Annotated in this window: 18 protein-coding genes and 1 rRNA gene; 8 read left to right on the forward strand and 11 right to left on the reverse strand. The window is 56.4% G+C overall.

Going from position 1 to position 19221, the window contains the following annotated elements:
• Positions 1 to 48 precede the first annotated feature (48 nt).
• The 11 genes from EV586_RS19820 to rpmH form a co-directional block, all read right to left on the reverse strand.
• A complete protein-coding gene (locus tag EV586_RS19820) occupies positions 49 to 897 on the reverse strand; it encodes a ParB/RepB/Spo0J family partition protein (RefSeq protein WP_132946807.1) in 849 nt (282 codons plus the stop codon).
• Positions 894 to 1652 carry a ParA family protein gene (locus tag EV586_RS19825; protein WP_132946808.1) on the reverse strand — a complete coding sequence of 253 codons (759 nt, stop codon included), beginning with the start codon at positions 1650 to 1652 and terminating at the stop codon, positions 894 to 896. The genes EV586_RS19820 and EV586_RS19825 overlap by 4 nt, the downstream gene beginning before the upstream one ends.
• Positions 1653 to 1791: 139 nt before the next feature.
• The gene (gene noc / locus EV586_RS19830; protein WP_132946823.1) at positions 1792 to 2655 is read right to left on the reverse strand and encodes a nucleoid occlusion protein; all 864 of its coding nucleotides are present in this window, start codon (positions 2653 to 2655) and stop codon (positions 1792 to 1794) included.
• A gap of 135 nt (positions 2656 to 2790) precedes the next feature.
• A complete protein-coding gene (rsmG, locus tag EV586_RS19835; protein ID WP_132946809.1) occupies positions 2791 to 3513 on the reverse strand; it encodes a 16S rRNA (guanine(527)-N(7))-methyltransferase RsmG in 723 nt (240 codons plus the stop codon).
• A complete protein-coding gene (mnmG, locus tag EV586_RS19840; protein WP_132946810.1) occupies positions 3506 to 5392 on the reverse strand; it encodes a tRNA uridine-5-carboxymethylaminomethyl(34) synthesis enzyme MnmG in 1887 nt (628 codons plus the stop codon). Before mnmG ends, rsmG begins: the two co-directional genes overlap by 8 nt.
• A 12-nt stretch (positions 5393 to 5404) precedes the next feature.
• Positions 5405 to 6784 carry a tRNA uridine-5-carboxymethylaminomethyl(34) synthesis GTPase MnmE gene (gene mnmE / locus EV586_RS19845; protein WP_132946811.1) on the reverse strand — a complete coding sequence of 460 codons (1380 nt, stop codon included), beginning with the start codon at positions 6782 to 6784 and terminating at the stop codon, positions 5405 to 5407.
• Between the two features lie 171 nt (positions 6785 to 6955).
• On the reverse strand, positions 6956 to 7648 hold the full coding sequence (gene jag / locus EV586_RS19850; protein WP_132946812.1) for an RNA-binding cell elongation regulator Jag/EloR: 693 nt from the start codon (positions 7646 to 7648) through the stop codon (positions 6956 to 6958).
• Positions 7645 to 8412 (reverse strand): YidC/Oxa1 family membrane protein insertase, encoded by a 768-nt coding sequence (locus EV586_RS19855; protein WP_243653101.1) that lies wholly within the window; start codon positions 8410 to 8412, stop codon positions 7645 to 7647. The genes jag and EV586_RS19855 overlap by 4 nt, the downstream gene beginning before the upstream one ends.
• Before the next feature lie 15 nt (positions 8413 to 8427).
• A complete protein-coding gene (gene yidD, locus EV586_RS19860) occupies positions 8428 to 8667 on the reverse strand; it encodes a membrane protein insertion efficiency factor YidD (RefSeq protein WP_132946813.1) in 240 nt (79 codons plus the stop codon).
• 3 nt (positions 8668 to 8670) lie between these two features.
• Complete coding sequence (rnpA, locus tag EV586_RS19865) at positions 8671 to 9099, reverse strand: ribonuclease P protein component (protein ID WP_243653102.1); 429 nt, start codon at positions 9097 to 9099, stop codon at positions 8671 to 8673.
• 92 nt (positions 9100 to 9191) lie between these two features.
• Positions 9192 to 9326, reverse strand: coding sequence for a 50S ribosomal protein L34 (gene rpmH, locus EV586_RS19870; RefSeq protein ID WP_132946815.1), 135 nt, complete (start codon positions 9324 to 9326; stop codon positions 9192 to 9194).
• A 551-nt stretch (positions 9327 to 9877) separates the two neighbouring features.
• On the opposite strand from rpmH, the gene dnaA reads away from it, so the two are divergent.
• The 8 genes from dnaA to EV586_RS19910 all read left to right on the forward strand — a co-directional run.
• Positions 9878 to 11245, forward strand: coding sequence for a chromosomal replication initiator protein DnaA (dnaA, locus tag EV586_RS19875; protein WP_132946816.1), 1368 nt, complete (start codon positions 9878 to 9880; stop codon positions 11243 to 11245).
• Positions 11246 to 11503: 258 nt separating this feature from the next.
• Complete coding sequence (gene dnaN, locus EV586_RS19880; RefSeq protein WP_132946817.1) at positions 11504 to 12640, forward strand: DNA polymerase III subunit beta; 1137 nt, start codon at positions 11504 to 11506, stop codon at positions 12638 to 12640.
• Between the two features lie 13 nt (positions 12641 to 12653).
• Positions 12654 to 12875: a S4 domain-containing protein YaaA gene (gene yaaA, locus EV586_RS19885; protein ID WP_132946818.1), complete on the forward strand. Its 222-nt coding sequence runs from the start codon at positions 12654 to 12656 to the stop codon at positions 12873 to 12875.
• Between the two features lie 6 nt (positions 12876 to 12881).
• Complete coding sequence (gene recF / locus EV586_RS19890) at positions 12882 to 13991, forward strand: DNA replication/repair protein RecF (RefSeq protein WP_132946819.1); 1110 nt, start codon at positions 12882 to 12884, stop codon at positions 13989 to 13991.
• 12 nt (positions 13992 to 14003) lie between these two features.
• Entirely contained in the window at positions 14004 to 14255 is a 252-nt protein-coding gene (gene remB / locus EV586_RS19895) for an extracellular matrix regulator RemB (RefSeq protein WP_087456295.1), read from the forward strand.
• Between the two features lie 129 nt (positions 14256 to 14384).
• Entirely contained in the window at positions 14385 to 16313 is a 1929-nt protein-coding gene (gene gyrB, locus EV586_RS19900) for a DNA topoisomerase (ATP-hydrolyzing) subunit B (protein WP_132946820.1), read from the forward strand.
• A gap of 23 nt (positions 16314 to 16336) precedes the next feature.
• On the forward strand, positions 16337 to 18850 hold the full coding sequence (gyrA, locus tag EV586_RS19905) for a DNA gyrase subunit A (protein WP_132946821.1): 2514 nt from the start codon (positions 16337 to 16339) through the stop codon (positions 18848 to 18850).
• 281 nt (positions 18851 to 19131) lie between these two features.
• A 16S ribosomal RNA gene (locus EV586_RS19910) occupies positions 19132 to 19221 on the forward strand; the annotation flags it as partial.

The following is a 19221-nucleotide window of genomic DNA, read 5'->3' on the forward strand; positions in this document are numbered from 1 at the left end:
CTCTCACACCTACCAGTATCGGATGACCCCGCTATCCCTATCCCTCGCTTACGACTCCTGCAACAAACTCAAAATCCGTTCCAGATCATCTGTCGAGAAGTACTCAATCTCAATCTTCCCACGCTTTTTCCCTTGCAAAATCTTCACACCCGTCCCCAGCCGCGTCCGAAACTCCTCTTCATACTGCTTCAGAACAGGATTCGGCTTCGCAGCCTTCTTCGGCTCGCGCTGTTGCAGATTTTGCATCCGGTTCACCAAATGCTCCACCTGCCGGACCGACAGCTCCTCATCGATCGTCTTCTCGGCCAGGGCGATCTGCTGCTTCTTGTCCTGAATACCGAGCAGCGCCCGCGCATGACCCATCGACAATGTTCCACGTGAAACATGTTCGCGGATCTCCCCCGGCAAATTCAACAAACGCAGCATGTTTGCCACATGAGACCGGGACTGCCCGACCTTCTTGGCCAACACATCTTGCGTCATGTCGAACTTCTCCATCAGGCTCTGATACGCTTCTGCCACTTCGATCGGATTCAGATCCTCACGCTGCAAGTTCTCAATCAGCGCGATCTCATTCATCTGGAGATCCGTAAAGTCACGCACCACCACCGGCACTTCGGTCAGACCGGCCAGCTTCGAAGCGCGCAGCCGGCGTTCCCCGGCCACCACTTCATAGCCGCGGACAGCCGCCCGCACGATCAGCGGCTGGATCACGCCATGCTCACGAATCGACGCTGCCAATTCCTCGATCTTCTCATCATCGAACACACGACGCGGCTGATACGGGTTCGGACGCAATTCCGCTACAGCAACGCTGGAAACCGGCTCGTCCCCTTTCGGATTCGAGTTGAAGATCGCTTCCAATCCCCGCCCGAGTCCGCTTGCACGCTTATTCATGCCCCGACCACTTCCTTTGCGAGTTCCAGATAGACCTCAGCACCACGCGAGCGCGGATCATACTGAATGATCGACTGGCCATGCGAAGGAGCTTCCCCGAGGCGCACGTTGCGCGGAATCACCGTCGTGTACACCTTCTCGCGGAAATACTTCTTCACTTCCTCGATCACTTGCAGACCCAGGTTGGTCCGCGCGTCGAGCATCGTCAACAGCACACCTTCGATCTCCAGCGACGTGTTCAGATGCTTCTGCACCATCCGAATCGTATTCAACAGCTGGCTCAGCCCCTCCAGCGCATAATACTCGCACTGGATCGGAATCAAAACGGAGTCGGACGCCGTCAGCGCATTCACCGTCAACAACCCCAACGATGGCGGGCAGTCGATCAGCATGTAATCAAACTGTGACTTCAGCGGCTGCAAAGCCTGACGCAGTCTGACTTCGCGCGACATCGTCGACACCAATTCAATCTCCGCCCCGGCCAGTTGGATCGTCGCCGGGAGAATTTTTAAATTCGGAACTTCCGTATCGTTGACCGCTTCGCTCGCGTTCACTTCGTTAATCAGCACATCATAAATATCATAGCGCACATCGGCTTTATTAATGCCAATCCCGGAGGTCGTGTTCCCCTGCGGGTCGATATCGATCAAAAGCACGCGCTTGCCAAGACTGGCCAAGCATGCACCGAGGTTCACCGATGTCGTGGTTTTGCCCACGCCACCTTTTTGGTTCGCCACTGCGATGACTCTCGCCATGAGCATCACCCTCTTTCAAAACGTTAAGACGCATCCTTCATTTTACAAGATAAAGCGTAAAAAGGGTAGCATGCAAAAAAGCAGGCTTGTCGCCTGCTGGAATGAATTTCGAATATAGCGAGGAATTTGAGCATAAAACTTACGATTTTGATTTCGGCACACGAATTACAAATTGGTAGTAGTCCTCGTGATCCTCTTCTTCTTTCTCACAATGAATTCCGCTTTGCACGATCATGTCGAGCGACTGGCGAATCGTGTTCACAGCAAGGCGAATGTCGCGGGAGAACGAAATCTTTCGCGGCTTCTTGACCGGAACCTGCGCTTCCAACAGCGCCTTGACGCGCGTTTCCGTCTGCTTGACGTTCATTTCTTTATCTATGATTTCCTGCAACACCTTCAGCTGCAATTCCTCTTGCCCCAGTGCCAGCAGTGCGCGGGCATGGCGCTCCGAGATCTTGCGCGCCATCAGCGACTCCTGCACAGCTTGCGGGAGATTCAAGAGGCGCAGTTTGTTGGCGATCGTCGACTGCCCTTTGCCCAAACGCTGGGCCAGACTTTCCTGGGTCAGCCCATGCAGTTCCAACAGCTTCGCGTACGCCACCGCTTCTTCAATCGCAGTCAGCCCTTCACGCTGCAAGTTCTCGATCACCGCAACCGATGCGGCCTGCGTGTCGGTCAACTCGCGGATGATGGCCGGAATCGACTCCATGCCGAGCTTGGTGCAAGCGCGCCAACGGCGCTCCCCTGCGATCAGTTCATATCTATCGCCAACTTTGCGAACGACGATCGGTTGAATCATCCCGTGGGTGCGGATTGTCTGCGCTAACTCCTCGATGCGTTCATCGTCAAAAATCGTTCTCGGCTGATAGGGGCTGGAAACGATCTGGTCGATTGGAATCTGCTGCACCTCTTCATAAGCTTGAGCTGCATCCTGCCCGGCCACTGCCGTCATCGCTTCTTCCCGATCACCCAGACCGAAAATCCGTGACAATTGCTCTTTCACCACCGAACTCACCCACCTACTCCTATGTACATGCACGTAAAACTTCTCAACATACTTCGGCAAAACTGCGGATTTTTCCTGCTATTCAGCCACAGACTGCAAATGTTCCTATCTTTTTACAAAAAACGACTTAACTTAAAGCGGGCTTTTTGCCGGGGTTCCCGCCTTGCGCGGATATTGTTTCGGCGTGGCTTTGATTTTTTCAACAACGATGATGTTGCGCTCGCCTTCTTCGAAGGGCAGCGCTGTTTTCACCACTTCGACGACGCGCCCGCCGAGCACGTCGAGCGCTTTCTTCGCTTCCGACACCTCGTTGTCCGCATCCGGCCCTTTCATCGCAAAGAAGTGTCCGCCCGTCTTCACATACGGCAGGCACAGTTCCAACAGCACATTCAGGCGCGCCACGGCGCGGGCGGTCACCTGGTCATACTGTGCCCGCCACAGGTCCGGCTTGGCGAAGTCTTCCGCCCGGCCATGCACCGCTTTAAAGCTTTTCACTCCTAACGCGCTGCCGAGCTCGTTCAAAAAGCCGATCCGCTTGTTTAGCGAGTCCAGCACCGTCACCTGCAGTTCCGGTGCCGCGATGTGCACCGGCAGCGACGGAAAACCAGCCCCGGCGCCGACATCGAGCAACGTGCCGCTCCGTTGAAAGCGCGACACCGACAACAGCGTCATCGAATCGTAAAAATGCTTCACATACACGCCTTGCTCATCGGTGATCGCCGTGAGGTTCATCTTTTCGTTCCACTCGACCAGCCAATTGAAATAGGTCTCATATTGCCCCAACTGTTCGTCAGACAGCGTGAGCCCCAGTTTTGCTGCCACTTGCGTCTTGAAGAAGGTCTGCACCTCAGACATTCGCTGCACTCCTCTTTCCGTGAGATTCCAGATAGACCATCAGGATCGAAATATCGGCCGGGTTGACGCCGGAGATGCGCGACGCCTGCCCGATCGAACGCGGGCGGATCTTGCTCATCTTCTCGCGCGACTCGGAAGACAGCCCTTTGATCACGCTGTAGTCGATGTCGTCCGGGATCAATTTCAGCTCCAACTTCTTCTGCTTTTCGATCTGCTGGTACGACTTTTCGATGTAACCGGCATACTTGGTCTGAATCTCCACCTGCTCCGCCACTTCCGGGTGCAGCGCTTCCGGCGCCGGCGCGACTTCAGCCAGCACCTTGTACTCCACTTCCGGACGGCGCAGGAGCTGCTCCAGCGTCACGGCGTCGGCGATCGGTGCCGAGCCCAGCTCGGTCAGGCGGCCGTTGATTTCATCCGCCTTGACCCGGGTGGTGCGCAGGCGGCCTTTTTCACGCTCGATCGCTTCTTTTTTCTGCAGGAAGCGGGCAAAACGGTCATCGGGCACGAGGCCGATCTTGTGACCGAGCTCCATCAGGCGCAGGTCGGCGTTGTCATTGCGCAAGATCAGACGGTATTCGGCGCGTGAGGTCAGCAGGCGGTACGGCTCGTTGGTGCCTTTGGTGACCAGGTCGTCGATCATTACCGCGATGTAAGCATCGGAGCGGTCGAGGATCACCGGATCGCGCTCTTGCGCATGCATCGCCGCGTTGATCCCGGCGACCAGACCCTGCCCTGCCGCTTCTTCATAACCGGACGTGCCGTTGATCTGGCCGGCTGTGAACAGCCCTTCCACCTCTTTGGTCATCAAGGTCAGCTGCAGTTGGGTCGGCACGATCGCATCGTATTCGATCGCGTAGCCCGGGCGCATCATCACGGCTTTTTCCAAGCCTTTGATCGTGCGCAGCATGCGCAGCTGCACCTCTTCCGGCAAGGACGTGGACAGCCCCTGCACGTAGTACTCGGCCGTGTAGCGCCCTTCCGGCTCCAGGAAGATCTGGTGCGACGGACGCTCGGCGAAGCGGACGATCTTGTCTTCGATCGACGGGCAGTAGCGCGGGCCGGTGCCTTCGATCACGCCGGAAAACATCGGCGAGCGGTGCAGGTTTTCCTGAATCACCGCGTGGGTCGATTCGTTCGTATAGGTCAGCCAGCACGGCATCTGTTCGCGCTGCTCGACATCGTCGGAGAATTGGAAATGGTACAACGCCTCATCGCCCGGCTGGATCTCCGTCGCCGAAAAATCGATGGAGTCGCGGTGCACGCGCGGCGGCGTACCCGTCTTGAAGCGGGTCAATTGGAAGCCGTGGCCGAGCAGCGAATCGGTCAATTTCATCGACGGCAGCTGGCCGCTCGGACCGCTCTGGTACTGCACTTCGCCCATGATGATCTTGCCGCGCAGGTAGGTGCCGGTCGTGACGACGACCGCTTTCGCCCGGTAGATCGCCCCGGTGTTGGTGACAACGCCTGTGATGCGGCCGTTTGCCGACAGCAGCTCGTCGACCATCGCCTGGCGCACAGTCAGGTTGTGCGTCGACTCCACCGTCTCTTTCATCCGGTGCGAATAATAAAACTTGTCAGCCTGCGCCCGCAAGGCATGCACCGCCGGGCCTTTGCCGGTGTTGAGCAGCCGCATCTGCAGGTAGGTCAGGTCGGTGTTGCGGCCCATTTCGCCGCCCAGCGCGTCGATCTCGCGCACGACATTGCCTTTCGCCGGGCCCCCGACCGCCGGGTTGCACGGCATATACGCGATATGATCAAGCGAGATCGTCAGCATCAGCGTCTGGCAGCCGAGGCGCGCAGCCGCCAAAGCAGCTTCCACGCCGGCGTGTCCTGCGCCGATGACGATCACGTCATAAGTTCCAGCTTCGTAATGCATCTGTACTCCCTCCTATTTCCCCAGGCAAAATTGCGAGAAGATCTGGTCGAGGAGATCCTCGCCAACCGCTTCCCCGATCACTTCGCCAAGCGACATCCAGCAGTTTTTCACATCGACGGCGACCAGATCGAGCGTCATGCCCATCTGGGCGGAAGCGATCGCTTCGCTCATCTCGCGCATGCCTTTTTCCAACAGCGCCACATGGCGGGCGTTCGACACATAAGTTCCTTCTTTACCCTCAATGCCGCCCGAGAGGAACAGCTCTTCCACCGCCGCTTCCAACTGTTCCAGCCCTACACCGGTCGCGACCGACGTCTCGACGATCCGCTTGCCTTCTGCAAGGCTCCGCAGCGCTTCCAGATCGATTCCGCGCGGCAGGTCCAGCTTGTTCAAGATCAAGATCGCCGGGTAAGGCATCACCGCGGCCAGCAGCTCGCGGTCGACGTCTTCCAAAGGGCGCGAGGCGTCGACCACGAACAAGACCAGATCGGCCTGCTCCAGCGCCGAACGGGAGCGTTCAACCCCGATCTTTTCCACCACGTCTTCCGTCTCGCGAATCCCCGCCGTGTCGATGATGTTGAGCGGAATGCCGCGCAGGTTGATCATCTCTTCCAAAATGTCCCGCGTCGTGCCCGGAATGTCGGTGACGATGGCGCGGTTCGTGCGCGACAAAGCGTTCAAGAGCGACGACTTGCCGACGTTCGGCTTGCCGATGATCACCGTCTTCAGCCCTTCACGCAAAATCTTCCCAGTCGTGGCGCCGGCGAGCAGCTTTTCGATCTCCGCGACGACGACTTGGCCTTCGCGGATCACGTTTTGCGTGGTCACATCTTCCACGTCATGCTCCGGATAGTCGATCGTCACTTCGATGTGGGCGAGCATCTCGACCATCTTCTGGCGCAGGGCCCTGATGTTCCCCGAGAGCTGCCCTTCCACCTGCGAGAGCGCGACTTTCATCGCCATGTCGGTCTTGGAGCGGATCACGTCGATCACCGCCTCCGCCTGTGACAGGTCGATGCGTCCGTTCAAGAAGGCGCGCTTGGTAAATTCGCCAGGTTCGGCCAGCCGGGCGCCATGGTTCAAGACGAGGCGCAACACGCGCTGCACGGCGACGATCCCACCGTGACCCTGGATCTCCACCACCTCTTCGCCCGTGTAGGTGCGCGGCGCTTTCAAAACGGCGCAAAAAACCTCATCGACAGTCTCGCCCGTCTCCGGGTCGACGATGTGGCCATAGTTGAAGGTGTGGCTATCCACAGCAGAGAGCCGCTTCTTGCCCCGATAAATTTTATCCACAACGGAGATCGCTTCACTTCCGGAGACGCGAATGATCGCGATGCTGCCTTCTCCGAGCGCGGTGGCGATCGCCGCGATCGTATCAAACTCATTCATGCATTTCTCTCCCAACTTATCCACTTTCCGTTTAGCTTGCCCGTTCAAGACGATGTGCATAACCATTCTATCATAGCTCAGCAAACGCTGAAAAACTATCCACAGGTGGATAAAAAAACACAAAAAAAAGAGCCTTGCGGGTTATCCACAAGACTTCTTGGCTGTCTTTCTTTACGAACGATGTTTCGAAGGAGTCCGGCGTCCGCCCCGCTCGCGGGATTTCTCGCCGTGCTTCTTCTCCTTCGGCGAGATCACCACTTTGCGATGCGGTTCGTCCCCGTGCGAAAAGGTGACAACATCGGGGCGGTGCTGCAAGTAGGAGTGAATCACCTTGCGTTCAGCCGGAGACATCGGCTCCAACATGATCTCGCGCTTTTGCATCAGCGCCTTGTTCGCCAGCCGCTCGGCGAGGCGTTCCAAGGTCTCTTTGCGGCGCATGCGATACTCTTCCGCATCGAGCACAATTTTCAAAAATCGCTCGCTGTGCTTGTTTGCAACCAGATTGACCAGATACTGCAGCGCATCGAGCGTCGCTCCCCGGCGGCCGATCAGAATCCCGATCGACGCGCCGGACAGCTTGATTTCATACTCGGTGTCGCTTTCTTGCTCCACATCGATTTGCACGTCGTGCAAGGACATCGACGTCAAAACATCGCCCAGGAACTTTTTCGACTCTTCGATCGGGTCGAGCTGAGGAATTTCCACTTCCACCTCTGCATCTTTCTTGCCGAAGAGTCCCAAAAATCCGCGGCGAGGCTGTGTCAGGACAGTTACAGTTACGCGATCACGGGGGACGCCCAATTTTTTCAGAGCCAATTCGGTTGCAAGTTCAACCGTTTTACCCGTAGTGATCACTTTTTTCATTTCTTTTTGCCTCCCGCAGCCGGTGCGGCTGCACCCGGCTGATCAGGCGCTTTGATGCCTTTGGTGAAGTAGGTCTGCACGATGGTCAGGATGTTCGAGAAGATCCAGTACAGGCCCAGCGCCGCCGGGAACTGCCAGGTGAAGAAACCGATCATCAGCGGCATGATCATCAGCATCATCTTGGTGTTCGCATCGTTGTTCACCATCGACATCTTCGATTGAAGGAAGGTGGTACCCGCCGCGAGCACCGCGAGGATGATATTTTCGATCGACTGGGTGCTGGAAAGCGTCAGGATGCCGAGAAATTCGTGCTGCTGCAACGCTTTGTTCGTGTTGATCGCCTGGTACAGCGCCAGCAGGATCGGCATCTGCACGAGAATCGGGAAACAGCCGGCCAGCGGGTTGGCGTTGTACTGCTGGAACAGCTTCATCGTCTCTTCGTTGATCTTTTGCTTGTCGTTCTTGTGCTTCTCGCGGATCTTGGTCAGCTCCGGCGAGAGCTGCTGCATGACTTTCGTGTAGCGGATCTGCTTGATCATCAGCGGCAGCGTGATGATGCGCACGATCAGGGTCACGATCAAAATCGCGACGCCGTAGTCGGTGGTCAGTTGATAGAAGTAATCGAGGCCGTCGGATACGATCCCGACGAATTTGCCCCAGATGCCGCTTCTGTCCAAGGTGCCATCAGCGTTTGTGCTGCCGCAGCCGGTCAGCATCACCGCCAGCAGCAGCAGGGTGACAGGAATTCTCATACGTTGAAACAAGCTGAGTTCCCCTCCTTAATGAGAGCAATCGTGATCTATGTAAGGCTCAGGCACGGGGTCAAATCCCCCTGGATGCCAAGGACCGCACTTGAGAATTCGCTTGAAGGTGAGCCACAAGCCGCGCCACGCCCCGTGGGTGCGCACCGCTTGCAGACCGTATTCCGAACAGGTCGGATGAAAACGGCATGATGGCGGTTTCAAAGGAGAGATGAACTTTCGGTAGAAGCGAAAGAGCAGCATCAGCGCCTGCTTCATCTGCTACCGCACCCCTTTTCTCCGCTCGCCCTGCTTGTCCTGCGCGCCGGTGCCGCTCTGGCGGGGCTTGGCGGCAGGTTTGCGCTTGCCCGCATCGGGGCGGTCCATGTTGCGCAGCAGGTGATGTACATTTTGCACAACGCTTTCATATTCCAGCTCGGCAGCGGAAGGCCGCGCGATCACGACCAGATCATACGCTTCCTTAATCTGTTCGCGGCTCTGGCGAAACGCTTCCCGCAGCAGGCGCTTGACCCGGTTGCGGGTCACCGCCTTGCCCACCTTCTTGCTGACCGAAAAGCCCACGCGGAACGCGTCGCTGTTCCGATTTTTTAAATAATAGATGACGAGATAGCGGTTGGCGAATGACTGTCCATGATGAAAGACCCGCTGAAAGTCTCGTTTGTCTGTCAACCGGTGCTCTTTTTGCAACATAGAACCTGGCCCCCATTCCATCTCCTAGTATACGGAAGCAAGGGTGCCGTTTAACCGCCTGTTATGTAAAAAAGACCACGGTAAACGTGGCCTTATGCGGACAGAACCTTTCTTCCTTTGCGACGACGTGCAGCCAGTACGCGACGGCCGTTCTTGGACGCCATGCGAGCACGGAAGCCGTGAACTTTCTTGCGCTTGCGAGTGTTCGGTTGGAAAGTACGTTTCATCGATCTACACCTCCCTATAGAACTTTCTATCTGAATGAGAGAAAGCCAACTGTAGACAATACACTACGTCATTATAGCGGAGATGCACGATGTTTGCAAGATTGGTTTCACTCGCAAAAAGAGGAAAATCGAACCGCCGGCCTGTGGAAAACTTTTTCGACAGATAAAATACTTTTCGACAAGTCTTCAACAGCATTATCCACAATCCACATGGCTGTGAACAAAGGCGGCTGAATACTGTTTTTGGTGTGGATAAGTTTGAAAAAGTCCGTTGTCATCAGGGTTTCATTTCTGATATGATGGAGTAGCCTGTCCGTGGATAACATTTCTGAATCCACACAGTTACTAACAGGTGTGGATAACTCTGTGGATTACTATCCTCAGGTGTGGATGTGTTATCCATAAGCATGGGGACAAGAGACTGCATCAACCTGCACCATCCGTAACAAATCGACACCGTACGCCTCAATTATTATCCACAATACTTGTTGGTAACCGCAAGGGAATGTGGATTTTTATTGTGTAATTTTTTTTGGGAGGTTCCTGACTTCATGGATCGGCAAGCACTAGACCTGTGGCAGAAGACGATTGCCACCCTGGAGACGAAGCTGTCCAAGCCGAGTTTCGAGACGTGGTTCAAATCGACACAGCCCGTGTCCTATGAGAACAACACACTGATTGTCTCCGTGCCGAACGAATTTTCCCGCGACTGGCTGGAATCTCGTTACTCGGCCATCATCAAGGAAACGCTCACCGCCATCACGAGGCAAGAAGTGACGGTCAAGTTTGTCATCCCGCAAGTTTTTGATGAATCTCTCTATGAAAATTCACCAAAACCTGCGCCGCCAAACACACCGGCCGGACCTCAGGATGAGGAGCTCTCAGAGTTTGTGCCATCGGCGCTCAATCCGAAGTACCTGTTTGACACCTTTGTCATCGGCGCCGGCAACCGCTTTGCCCACGCCGCGTCGCTCGCAGTGGCGGAAGCGCCGGCCAAAGCGTACAACCCGCTGTTCATCTACGGGGGCGTCGGCCTTGGCAAGACGCACTTGATGCACGCCATCGGCCACTACGTGCTGGACAGCAACCCGCAGGCGAAAGTCGTCTATATCTCGTCGGAGAAGTTCACCAACGAGTTCATCAACGCCATTCAGTACAACAAGACGGTCGATTTCCGCAACAAGTACCGGAATGTGGACGTGCTCTTGATAGACGATATTCAGTTCCTCGCCGGAAAAGAACAGACCCAGGAAGAGTTCTTCCATACATTCAATACGCTGCACGAAGAGAGCAAGCAGATCATCATCTCCTCCGACCGTCCGCCCAAAGAGATCCCGACGCTCGAGGACCGCTTGCGCTCGCGCTTCGAATGGGGCCTGATCACCGACATCCAGCCGCCCGACTACGAGACGCGGATCGCGATCCTGCGCAAGAAAGCCAAGGCGGAAGCGCTCGACATTCCGAACGAAGTGATCTCGCACATCGCCAACAAGATCGACACCAACATCCGCGAGCTCGAAGGCGCCTTGATTCGCGTCGTCGCCTATTCGTCGCTGATCAACCGCGATCTGTCGGCGGAGCTGGCGATGGAAGCGCTGAAAGACATCATCCCTTCTAATCGACCGAAAACGATCACCATCGCCGACATCCAAAAGGTGACCGGTGAGCATTTCGAGATGAAGCTGGAGGATTTCAAAGCGAAGAAGCGCACCAAGGCGATCGCCTACCCGCGCCAGATCGCGATGTACCTCGCCCGCGAGCTGACCGATTTTTCGCTGCCGAAGATCGGCGACGAATTCGGCGGCCGCGACCATACGACCGTCATCCACGCGCATGAGAAGATCGCCAAAGAGCTGCAGACCGACTTCACCTTGCGCCAGACGATCGAGACCCTCAAAGAAAAACTTGGCCACAATTAAGAATTGGGGATAACGATTGTGATCAAGCTGTGAATAACTACACAGTCCAACGGGGCGCTGGATATGTGGATAAGTGAAAGAACCTTACGCACAGATTGTCCACACGCGCCAAACCTGTCCAGTCGTGAGGTTTCGACACTTTTCCACATATTCAGTGCCCTTATTACTGTTATTACTGAAAACCTTATAAAAACTACTCCACCTACTACTACTATGCTCGGGGGACTGAGCGTATGACTGCCTGAGGGGGAAACATCCATGAAAATCGTGATCCAGCGCCAAAACCTCGTGCAAGCGATCCAACATGTTCAAAAAGCTGTATCCGGCAAAACGACCATTCCCGTGCTGACCGGCATCAAGATCGTCGCTGCCAAAGACGGCCTGTCTCTGACGGCGACCGACCTTGAGATCGGGATCGAGACCCGCGTCCCGACGCACATAGAAGAAGATCAGATTGTAAACGTTATCGAAGAAGGTGCGATCGTGCTGTCGGCGAAGTACCTCAGCGACATCGTGCGCAAGCTGCCAAGCCAGACGGTGGAGATCGAAGTGAAGCAGAACTACTTGACGATCCTCCGCGGCGGCAAATCGGAATACAACCTGCACGGCCTCGACCATGAGGAGTTCCCGCGCCTGCCGCAGGTCAGCGGCAACCAGATTTTCTCCATGCAGTCTGACATTTTGAAAGACATGATCCGCCAGACCTCGTTTGCTGTGTCCGGCGAAGAGATCCGCCCGGTGCTGACCGGCGTCATGTTCACGCTGAAAAAGGGCAGCTTGAAATTTGTCGCCACCGACTCGCACCGCCTCGCGACCCGCGAATCGAGCGTCGAAGCGCCGGAAGACCTTGAGATTCACAACGTGATCATCCCGGGCAAGAGCCTGAATGAGCTCGGCCGACTGCTGGCCGACGATTCTTCACTTGTCGATCTTGTCGTTGCCGACAACCAGGTGCTCGTGCAAATGGACAAAACGCAGTTCTACACCCGCCTGATCGACGGCCAGTACCCGGACATCTCGCGGATCATCCCGTCCAATTTCAAAACGGGTCTGACCGTGAAGACGAAAGACCTGCAAGGCGCGGTGGAGCGTGCATCTTTGATCGCCAAAGAGCATGAAAACAACCTCGTCCGCTTAAACATCAAAACAGGCGGGATCGAGATTTCCTCCAACTCCCCCGATGTCGGGAAAGTGTCGGAGTCGATCGAAGAGGTGACTGTGAACGGGGATGAGCTGCTGATCGCGTTCAACTCCAAATTCATGCTCGACGCGCTGCGCGTGATCGACAGCGAAGATCTGCTGATCGAATTCACCGGCTCGATGAGCCCGTTTTTGGTGAAGATCCCGGACAATCCGAACTGCCTCCACCTCATCCTGCCGGTGCGGATCTACTAAGGGGGAACCTGTTGTGAGCTATCAAGACGTGAAGATCGAGTCGGAATATATCACCCTGCAGCAATTCCTCAAGTTTGCGGATATTCTCGATTCGGGCGGCGCGGTGAAATGGTTTTTGGAGGAGCAGGACATCAAGGTGAACGGATCGCCGGAGAAGCGCCGCGGCAAAAAGCTGCGCGACGGCGATCTGATCGTCATCGCGGACATCGGCTCCTACCGCGTCGTCCAGGGCTAGCTCGAGATGTGGATCCAAGCGCTTGAGCTGCGCAACTTTCGCAATTACGAATCGCTTCAGCTCACCGATCTTTCGCCGCGGGTGAACATCCTCGTCGGCCAAAACGCGCAGGGCAAGACGAACGTCGTCGAAGCGATTCTGCTTTTGTCTGTCGCCAAAAGCCACCGCACGAACAAAGATGCGGAGATGATCCGCTTTGAGGCGGAGTTCGCTGCGCTCAAAGGCCTGATCGAACGGAATGATCGCAGCTACCGCCTCGATCTCCGCCTGCTGCAAAAAGGCAAGAAAAGCGCAGTCAACGGCGTGGAAAAGCGCAAGATGAGCGACTTTGTCGGTCATCTCAACGTCGTGCTGTTCGCGCCGGAAGACTTGCAGCTGATCAAAGGCGGCCCGCAGCAGCGGCGCCGTTTTCTTGACGTGGAGATCGGGCAGGTCTCGCCGCAGTACCTCTACAACCTCACCCAGTATCAAAAGGTGCTCCTGCAGCGCAATTCCCTGCTCAAAGAGATCGGTCAGAAAAAGGCCGGCGACGAGATGCTGATGATCTGGGACGACCAGCTCGCCGTCTACGGCACGAAAGTGATCAAAAAGCGCCTGGAGTTTGTGGATAAGCTCGAAGGCTTCGCAAGAGATATCCACAAGCGCATCTCCGGCGGCAAAGAAGAGCTGTCGTTTCACTATCAGAATTCGCTGGATTGTACAGAACTTGTACAACTCGAAGAGGTGTACCGCAAGGAGCTGGAGCTGAAGCGTCGCGTGGACATTCTGCGCGGATCGACATCGGTTGGCCCGCACCGCGACGATGTGGAAGTGCGGATCGACGGGCGCAAAGTGCAGACGTTCGGCTCGCAGGGCCAGCAGCGCACCGCTTCGCTGTCGATGAAATTAGCGGAGATCGAGCTGATCAAAGCGGAGGTCGGGGAATACCCGGTGCTCTTGCTGGACGATGTGCTCTCTGAGCTTGACGAGCAGCGGCAATTGCATCTCGTGCAGAGCATGGGGGAGAAGGTGCAGACGATCGTCACGACGACGACGACCTTCGGCCTGGAGCACTTTCTGACCGCCGAAGCTAACGTGTATCGGGTGGAACATGGTATAATCACGAAAGAAGGGTAGGTGAATTTTGGCATGTTCATTCATTTGGGCGGAGACGTCATGGTCCAGAGCAAAGATGTGATTGCCATTTTTGACCTGAAGATGAAGTACTCTTCGGACAGCACCAAAGAATTTCTAAATGTGGCAGACGAAGAAGGATTTGTCGTCATGATTGACGAAAGTGAGAGCAAATCATTTGTGGTGACAACCAAAAAAGTCTACTATTCGCCGATTTCGTCTCTCACGCTGAAGAAGCGGGCCGGATTCGTTTCGGAGCTTGAATAGCAGTTGTACCGTCCCCAGACTTAAATCTGGCGGACTTTTTGTGTAAATGATTGAACTATATTTTGGTGTAACCGATAGGAATTGCGTCAAGAATACATACAAACGTGTTGAATCTGGAGGGTACCGACATTGACTCAGGAATTGAATGCCTCCGTTTATGATGAGAATCAGATACAGGTTCTCGAAGGATTGGAAGCGGTCCGAAAGCGTCCGGGGATGTATATCGGTTCCACGACTTCGAGAGGGCTGCATCACCTCGTCTGGGAAATCGTTGACAATGGCATCGACGAAGCGCTCGCCGGTTTTTGCGATCATGTGCAAGTGACCATTCAAGCGGACAACAGCATCAAAGTCAGCGATAACGGCCGGGGGGTGCCCACCGGGATTCACCCGAAGATGGGGATTCCGACAGTTGAGGTCGTGTATACGATTTTGCACGCCGGCGGGAAGTTCGGCGGCGAAGGCTATAAAGTATCCGGGGGCCTGCACGGCGTCGGCGCGTCTGTCGTCAACGCTTTGTCGGAGTGGATGGAAGTCACCGTCCGCCAGAAGGGCAAAGTGTTTCAGCAGATCTACGACCGCGGCGCCCCGCGCTTCGGGCTGAAAGAGACCGGCGACATGGAAGCGGGAGAACGCACCGGCACGACCGTCATTTTCAAGCCCGACCCCGAGATCTTCCAGGAGACGACCGTCTTTGAATACGAGATCCTCGAAGGCCGTCTGCGCGAGCTGGCCTTTTTGAACGGGGGCCTGCGCATCACGTTACGTGACGAGCGCGAAGGCAGGGAAAAAGAAGAATTGTTCCACTACGAAGGCGGGATCGCGTCCTTCGTGGAATACCTGAACAAAGACCGCGAAGTGCTGTTCTCCCCGCCTGTGTTCACCGCCGGCGAAAAGGACGGCATCATCGCCGAGGTGTCCCTGCAGTACAACGATTCGTACTCCAAGGACAACATCTACTCGTTTGCGAACAACATCAACACGCATGAAGGCGGCACGCACGAATCGGGCTTCAAGTCGGCTTTGACCCGCGTGATCAACGAATATGCGCGCAAATACAACCTGCTCAAAGAGAACGAAAACAACCTGACCGGCGATGACGTGCGCGAAGGCATCTGCGCGATCGTCTCCGTGAAGATCCCGGAGCCGCAGTTTGAGGGGCAGACCAAGACCAAGCTTGGCAACTCCGAAGTGCGCGGGATCGTCGAGACGATTTTTGCCGAGAAGTTCATGACCTTCCTCGACGAGAACCCGACCACGGCGAAGAAGATCATCGAGAAGGCTCTGCTCGCGTACCGCGCCCGGGAAGCAGCCCGCAAAGCGCGCGAGCTGACCCGCCGCAAGTCGGCGCTCGAAGTCTCTTCGCTGCCGGGCAAGCTGGCCGACTGCTCCTCGCGCGACCCGCACGAGTCGGAGCTCTTCATCGTCGAAGGGGACTCCGCAGGCGGTTCGGCGAAGCAGGGCCGCGACCGGCACCGCCAGGCGATCCTGCCTTTGCGCGGCAAGATCCTCAACGTGGAGAAGGCGCGCCTCGACAAGATCCTGTCGAACAACGAGATCCGCGCGATCATCACGGCGCTTGGCACCGGGGTCGGCGACGACTTCAACCTGGAGAAAGCGCGCTATCACAAGCTCGTCATCATGACGGACGCCGATGTCGACGGTTCGCACATCCGCATCCTGCTCCTGACTTTCTTCTACCGCTTCATGCCGGAGCTGGTCCGCGCAGGCTATGTCTACATCGCGCAGCCGCCGCTCTACAAGATCACCAAAGGCAAGACGATCAGCTATGCGTACAACGATCGTCAGCTGGAAGAGAAATTGAACGAGATCGGCCGCACCGGCATCAACATCCAGCGCTACAAAGGTCTCGGCGAGATGAACGCCGAGCAGCTCTGGGAGACGACGATGGACCCGGAGAGCCGGACGCTGTTGCAAGTCGACATCGAGAGCGCGACGCGCGCCGACGAGTTTTTTGACAAGCTGATGGGCGACCGGGTAGAGCCGCGCCGTGAATACATCGAGCAAAATGCGCGTTATGCGCAACTGGACGTCTAGAACAAAATCTAAGGGGATTCCTCATGGCTGAAATTGATCGCAATCCGACGATAGACATATCCAAGGAGCTTCGAAACTCCTTTATCGATTACGCAATGAGTGTCATCGTCTCCCGCGCGCTGCCAGATGTGCGCGACGGGCTGAAGCCGGTGCATCGCCGGATTTTGTACGCGATGTACGAAGTTGGCATGACGCCGGATAAGCCTTACAAGAAATCTGCCCGCGTCGTCGGCGACGTGCTGGCAAAATACCACCCGCACGGCGACGCCTCCGTCTATGACGCGATGGTGCGGATGGCGCAGGATTTCAACACGCGCTATCTGCTGGTCGACGGCCACGGCAACTTCGGTTCGGTCGACGGCGACTCTGCGGCGGCGATGCGCTACACCGAGGCCAGAATGTCCAAGATCGCGATGGAGCTCCTGCGCGACATCAACAAAGAGACGGTCGACTTCGGTCCGAACTATGACGGCAACGAAAAAGAGCCGCAAGTGCTGCCGGCGCGCTTCCCGAACCTGCTTGTCAACGGCTCGGCGGGGATCGCCGTCGGGATGGCGACGAACATTCCGCCGCACAACCTGCGCGAAGTGATCGACGGCGTGCTGATGATGATCGACAACCCGGACGTGACCGTCTCCGATCTGATGACGGTCATCCCGGGTCCGGACTTCCCGACCGCAGGCCAGATTCTTGGCCGCTCCGGGATCCGCTCCGCCTATGAGACGGGCCGCGGCTCGGTCGTCATGCGCGCCAAGTCCGAATTTGAAGAAGCGAACAACGGCAAGACCCGGATCATCGTTACCGAGCTGCCGTTCCAGGTCAACAAAGCCCGCCTGATCGAGAAGATCGCCGAGCTGGTGCGTGACAAGAAGATCGACGGCATCACCGACCTGCGCGACGAATCGGACCGCAAAGGGATGCGCATGGTGATCGAACTGCGCCGTGACGTCAAGCCGCAGGTGGTCTTGAACAACCTGTACAAACAGACTCAACTGCAGACCACGTTTGGCGTGAACACGCTGGCGCTGGTCAACGGCGAGCCGAAAGTGCTCAACCTGCGCGAAGTGATTTACTACTACATCGAGCATCAAAAGGACGTCATCACCCGCCGCACCCAGTATGAGCTGAAAAAGGCGCGTGCCCGCGCCCACATTCTCGAAGGATTGCGCATCGCGCTCGACCATATCGATGCGGTCATCGCGCTGATCCGTGCTTCTCGCACGACAGAAGATGCGCGCAACGGCTTGATCACCGAGTTCAAGCTCTCCGAAGAGCAGGCCCAGGCCATTCTCGACATGCGCCTGCAGCGCCTGACGGGACTTGAGCGCGACAAGATCGAGAACGAATACAACGAGCTGATGAAGCAGATCGCCGAATACGAAGCGATTCTTGCGGACGAGGCGCTGCTGATGAACGTCATCAAAGAAGAGATCACGGAAATTCGCGAAAACTTCGGCGATGACCGCCGCACGGTGATCACATCGGCAGAAGGTGAAATCGACGAGGCAGACCTGATCCCGGTCGAAGATGTGGTGATCACGATCACGCATCAAGGCTATATCAAGCGCCTGCCCGTCTCCACCTACCGCAGCCAGCGCCGCGGCGGACGCGGCGTGACGGCGACGGGGATGAAAGAAGAGGATTTTGTGGAACACCTCTTCATCACCTCCTCGCATAACGACGTGCTGTTCTTCACGAACCGCGGCCGCGTGTACCGTCTGAAAGGCTACGAGGTGCCGGAGTTTGGCCGTGCTGCGAAAGGCACGCCGATCATCAACCTGCTGAACATCGAGCAGGGCGAGAGCGTATCGGCCGTCATTCCGCTCGACCATACCGCGCCTGACGATCTGGTGGACGAAGTGATCGACAACGGGACAGAGGCGGCCGAAGAGGACGTGGCGGCGCAAGGGCCGTTCCTCTTCATGGGCACGCGCAAAGGCGTGGTCAAAAAGACGCCGCTCTCCCAGTTCAACAACATCCGCAAGGCCGGCCTGATCGCGCTCACGCTGCGTGACGAGGACGAGCTGATCGGAGTCAAGCTGACCGACGGCAAACAGGAGATCATCATCGGCACCCGCGAAGGCATGTCGGTGCGTTTCGCCGAGCAGGATGTGCGTTCGATGGGACGCACGGCTGCCGGGGTCAAAGGGATCGATCTGACGGCGAGCGATGTGGTGATCGACATGGACGTTGTCAACAAGGCAGCGTACGTGCTGGTCGTGACCAGCAACGGCTACGGCAAGCGTTCCCGGATGGGCTCCTACCGCATTCAGGGCCGCGGCGGCAAAGGGATCAAGACCCTCGACCGCACAGACAAGACCGGATATGTGGTCGGCCTGAAGATCGTAACGACCGACGACGATATCTTAGTCATTACCAACACCGGTGTCGTCATCCGAACTCCGGTCAACCAAATCTCGGAACAAAGCCGCATCACCCAAGGCGTCAAGTTGATCAACCTCCATGGCGACGGCGAGGAAGTCTCGACCGTAGCCCGCGTCCTCACCGGCGACGAGGATGAAGATACCGAGTCTTGAGCAACATCATGCCACGCTCCGTAAGGGGCGTGGTTTTTTCATGCCGAAACAGCAACGAAAAGAAAATCAGATCTAGCTGTTGACATACTAGTATGACCTGTGGTAAATTAACTCTTGTCGCCGCGAGAGACATGCGGTGATGGTAGCCCAGCGAAGAACGCGACGTCCTGTCGCAACGCTGGACAATGAACATCCTGTTCTTGATCCTTGAAAACTAAACGAGTGTTACAGAGATAGATGCGAGCCAAGATGCAAACTTTCTCAACTTCGGTTGAACAACTTTTATTGAGAGTTTGATCCTGGCTCAGGACGAACGCTGGCGGCGTGCCTAATACATGCAAGTCGAGCGGACTGGAGGGAGCTTGCTCCCA

Source organism: Tumebacillus sp. BK434 (genome assembly GCF_004340785.1).
Lineage (GTDB): Bacteria > Bacillota > Bacilli > Tumebacillales > Tumebacillaceae > Tumebacillus_A.

Coding starts and splice junctions, on each gene's coding strand:
- EV586_RS19820 (WP_132946807.1), bottom strand. CDS start 897: ATGAATAAGCGTGCAAGCGGACTCGGGCGGGGATTGGAAGCGATCTTC.
- EV586_RS19825 (WP_132946808.1), bottom strand. CDS start 1,652: ATGGCGAGAGTCATCGCAGTGGCGAACCAAAAAGGTGGCGTGGGCAAA.
- rsmG (WP_132946809.1), bottom strand. CDS start 3,513: ATGTCTGAGGTGCAGACCTTCTTCAAGACGCAAGTGGCAGCAAAACTG.
- mnmG (WP_132946810.1), bottom strand. CDS start 5,392: ATGCATTACGAAGCTGGAACTTATGACGTGATCGTCATCGGCGCAGGA.
- mnmE (WP_132946811.1), bottom strand. CDS start 6,784: ATGAATGAGTTTGATACGATCGCGGCGATCGCCACCGCGCTCGGAGAA.
- jag (WP_132946812.1), bottom strand. CDS start 7,648: ATGAAAAAAGTGATCACTACGGGTAAAACGGTTGAACTTGCAACCGAA.
- yidD (WP_132946813.1), bottom strand. CDS start 8,667: ATGAAGCAGGCGCTGATGCTGCTCTTTCGCTTCTACCGAAAGTTCATC.
- rnpA (WP_243653102.1), bottom strand. CDS start 9,099: ATGTTGCAAAAAGAGCACCGGTTGACAGACAAACGAGACTTTCAGCGG.
- rpmH (WP_132946815.1), bottom strand. CDS start 9,326: ATGAAACGTACTTTCCAACCGAACACTCGCAAGCGCAAGAAAGTTCAC.
- dnaA (WP_132946816.1), top strand. CDS start 9,878: ATGGATCGGCAAGCACTAGACCTGTGGCAGAAGACGATTGCCACCCTG.
- dnaN (WP_132946817.1), top strand. CDS start 11,504: ATGAAAATCGTGATCCAGCGCCAAAACCTCGTGCAAGCGATCCAACAT.
- recF (WP_132946819.1), top strand. CDS start 12,882: ATGTGGATCCAAGCGCTTGAGCTGCGCAACTTTCGCAATTACGAATCG.
- remB (WP_087456295.1), top strand. CDS start 14,004: ATGTTCATTCATTTGGGCGGAGACGTCATGGTCCAGAGCAAAGATGTG.
- gyrA (WP_132946821.1), top strand. CDS start 16,337: ATGGCTGAAATTGATCGCAATCCGACGATAGACATATCCAAGGAGCTT.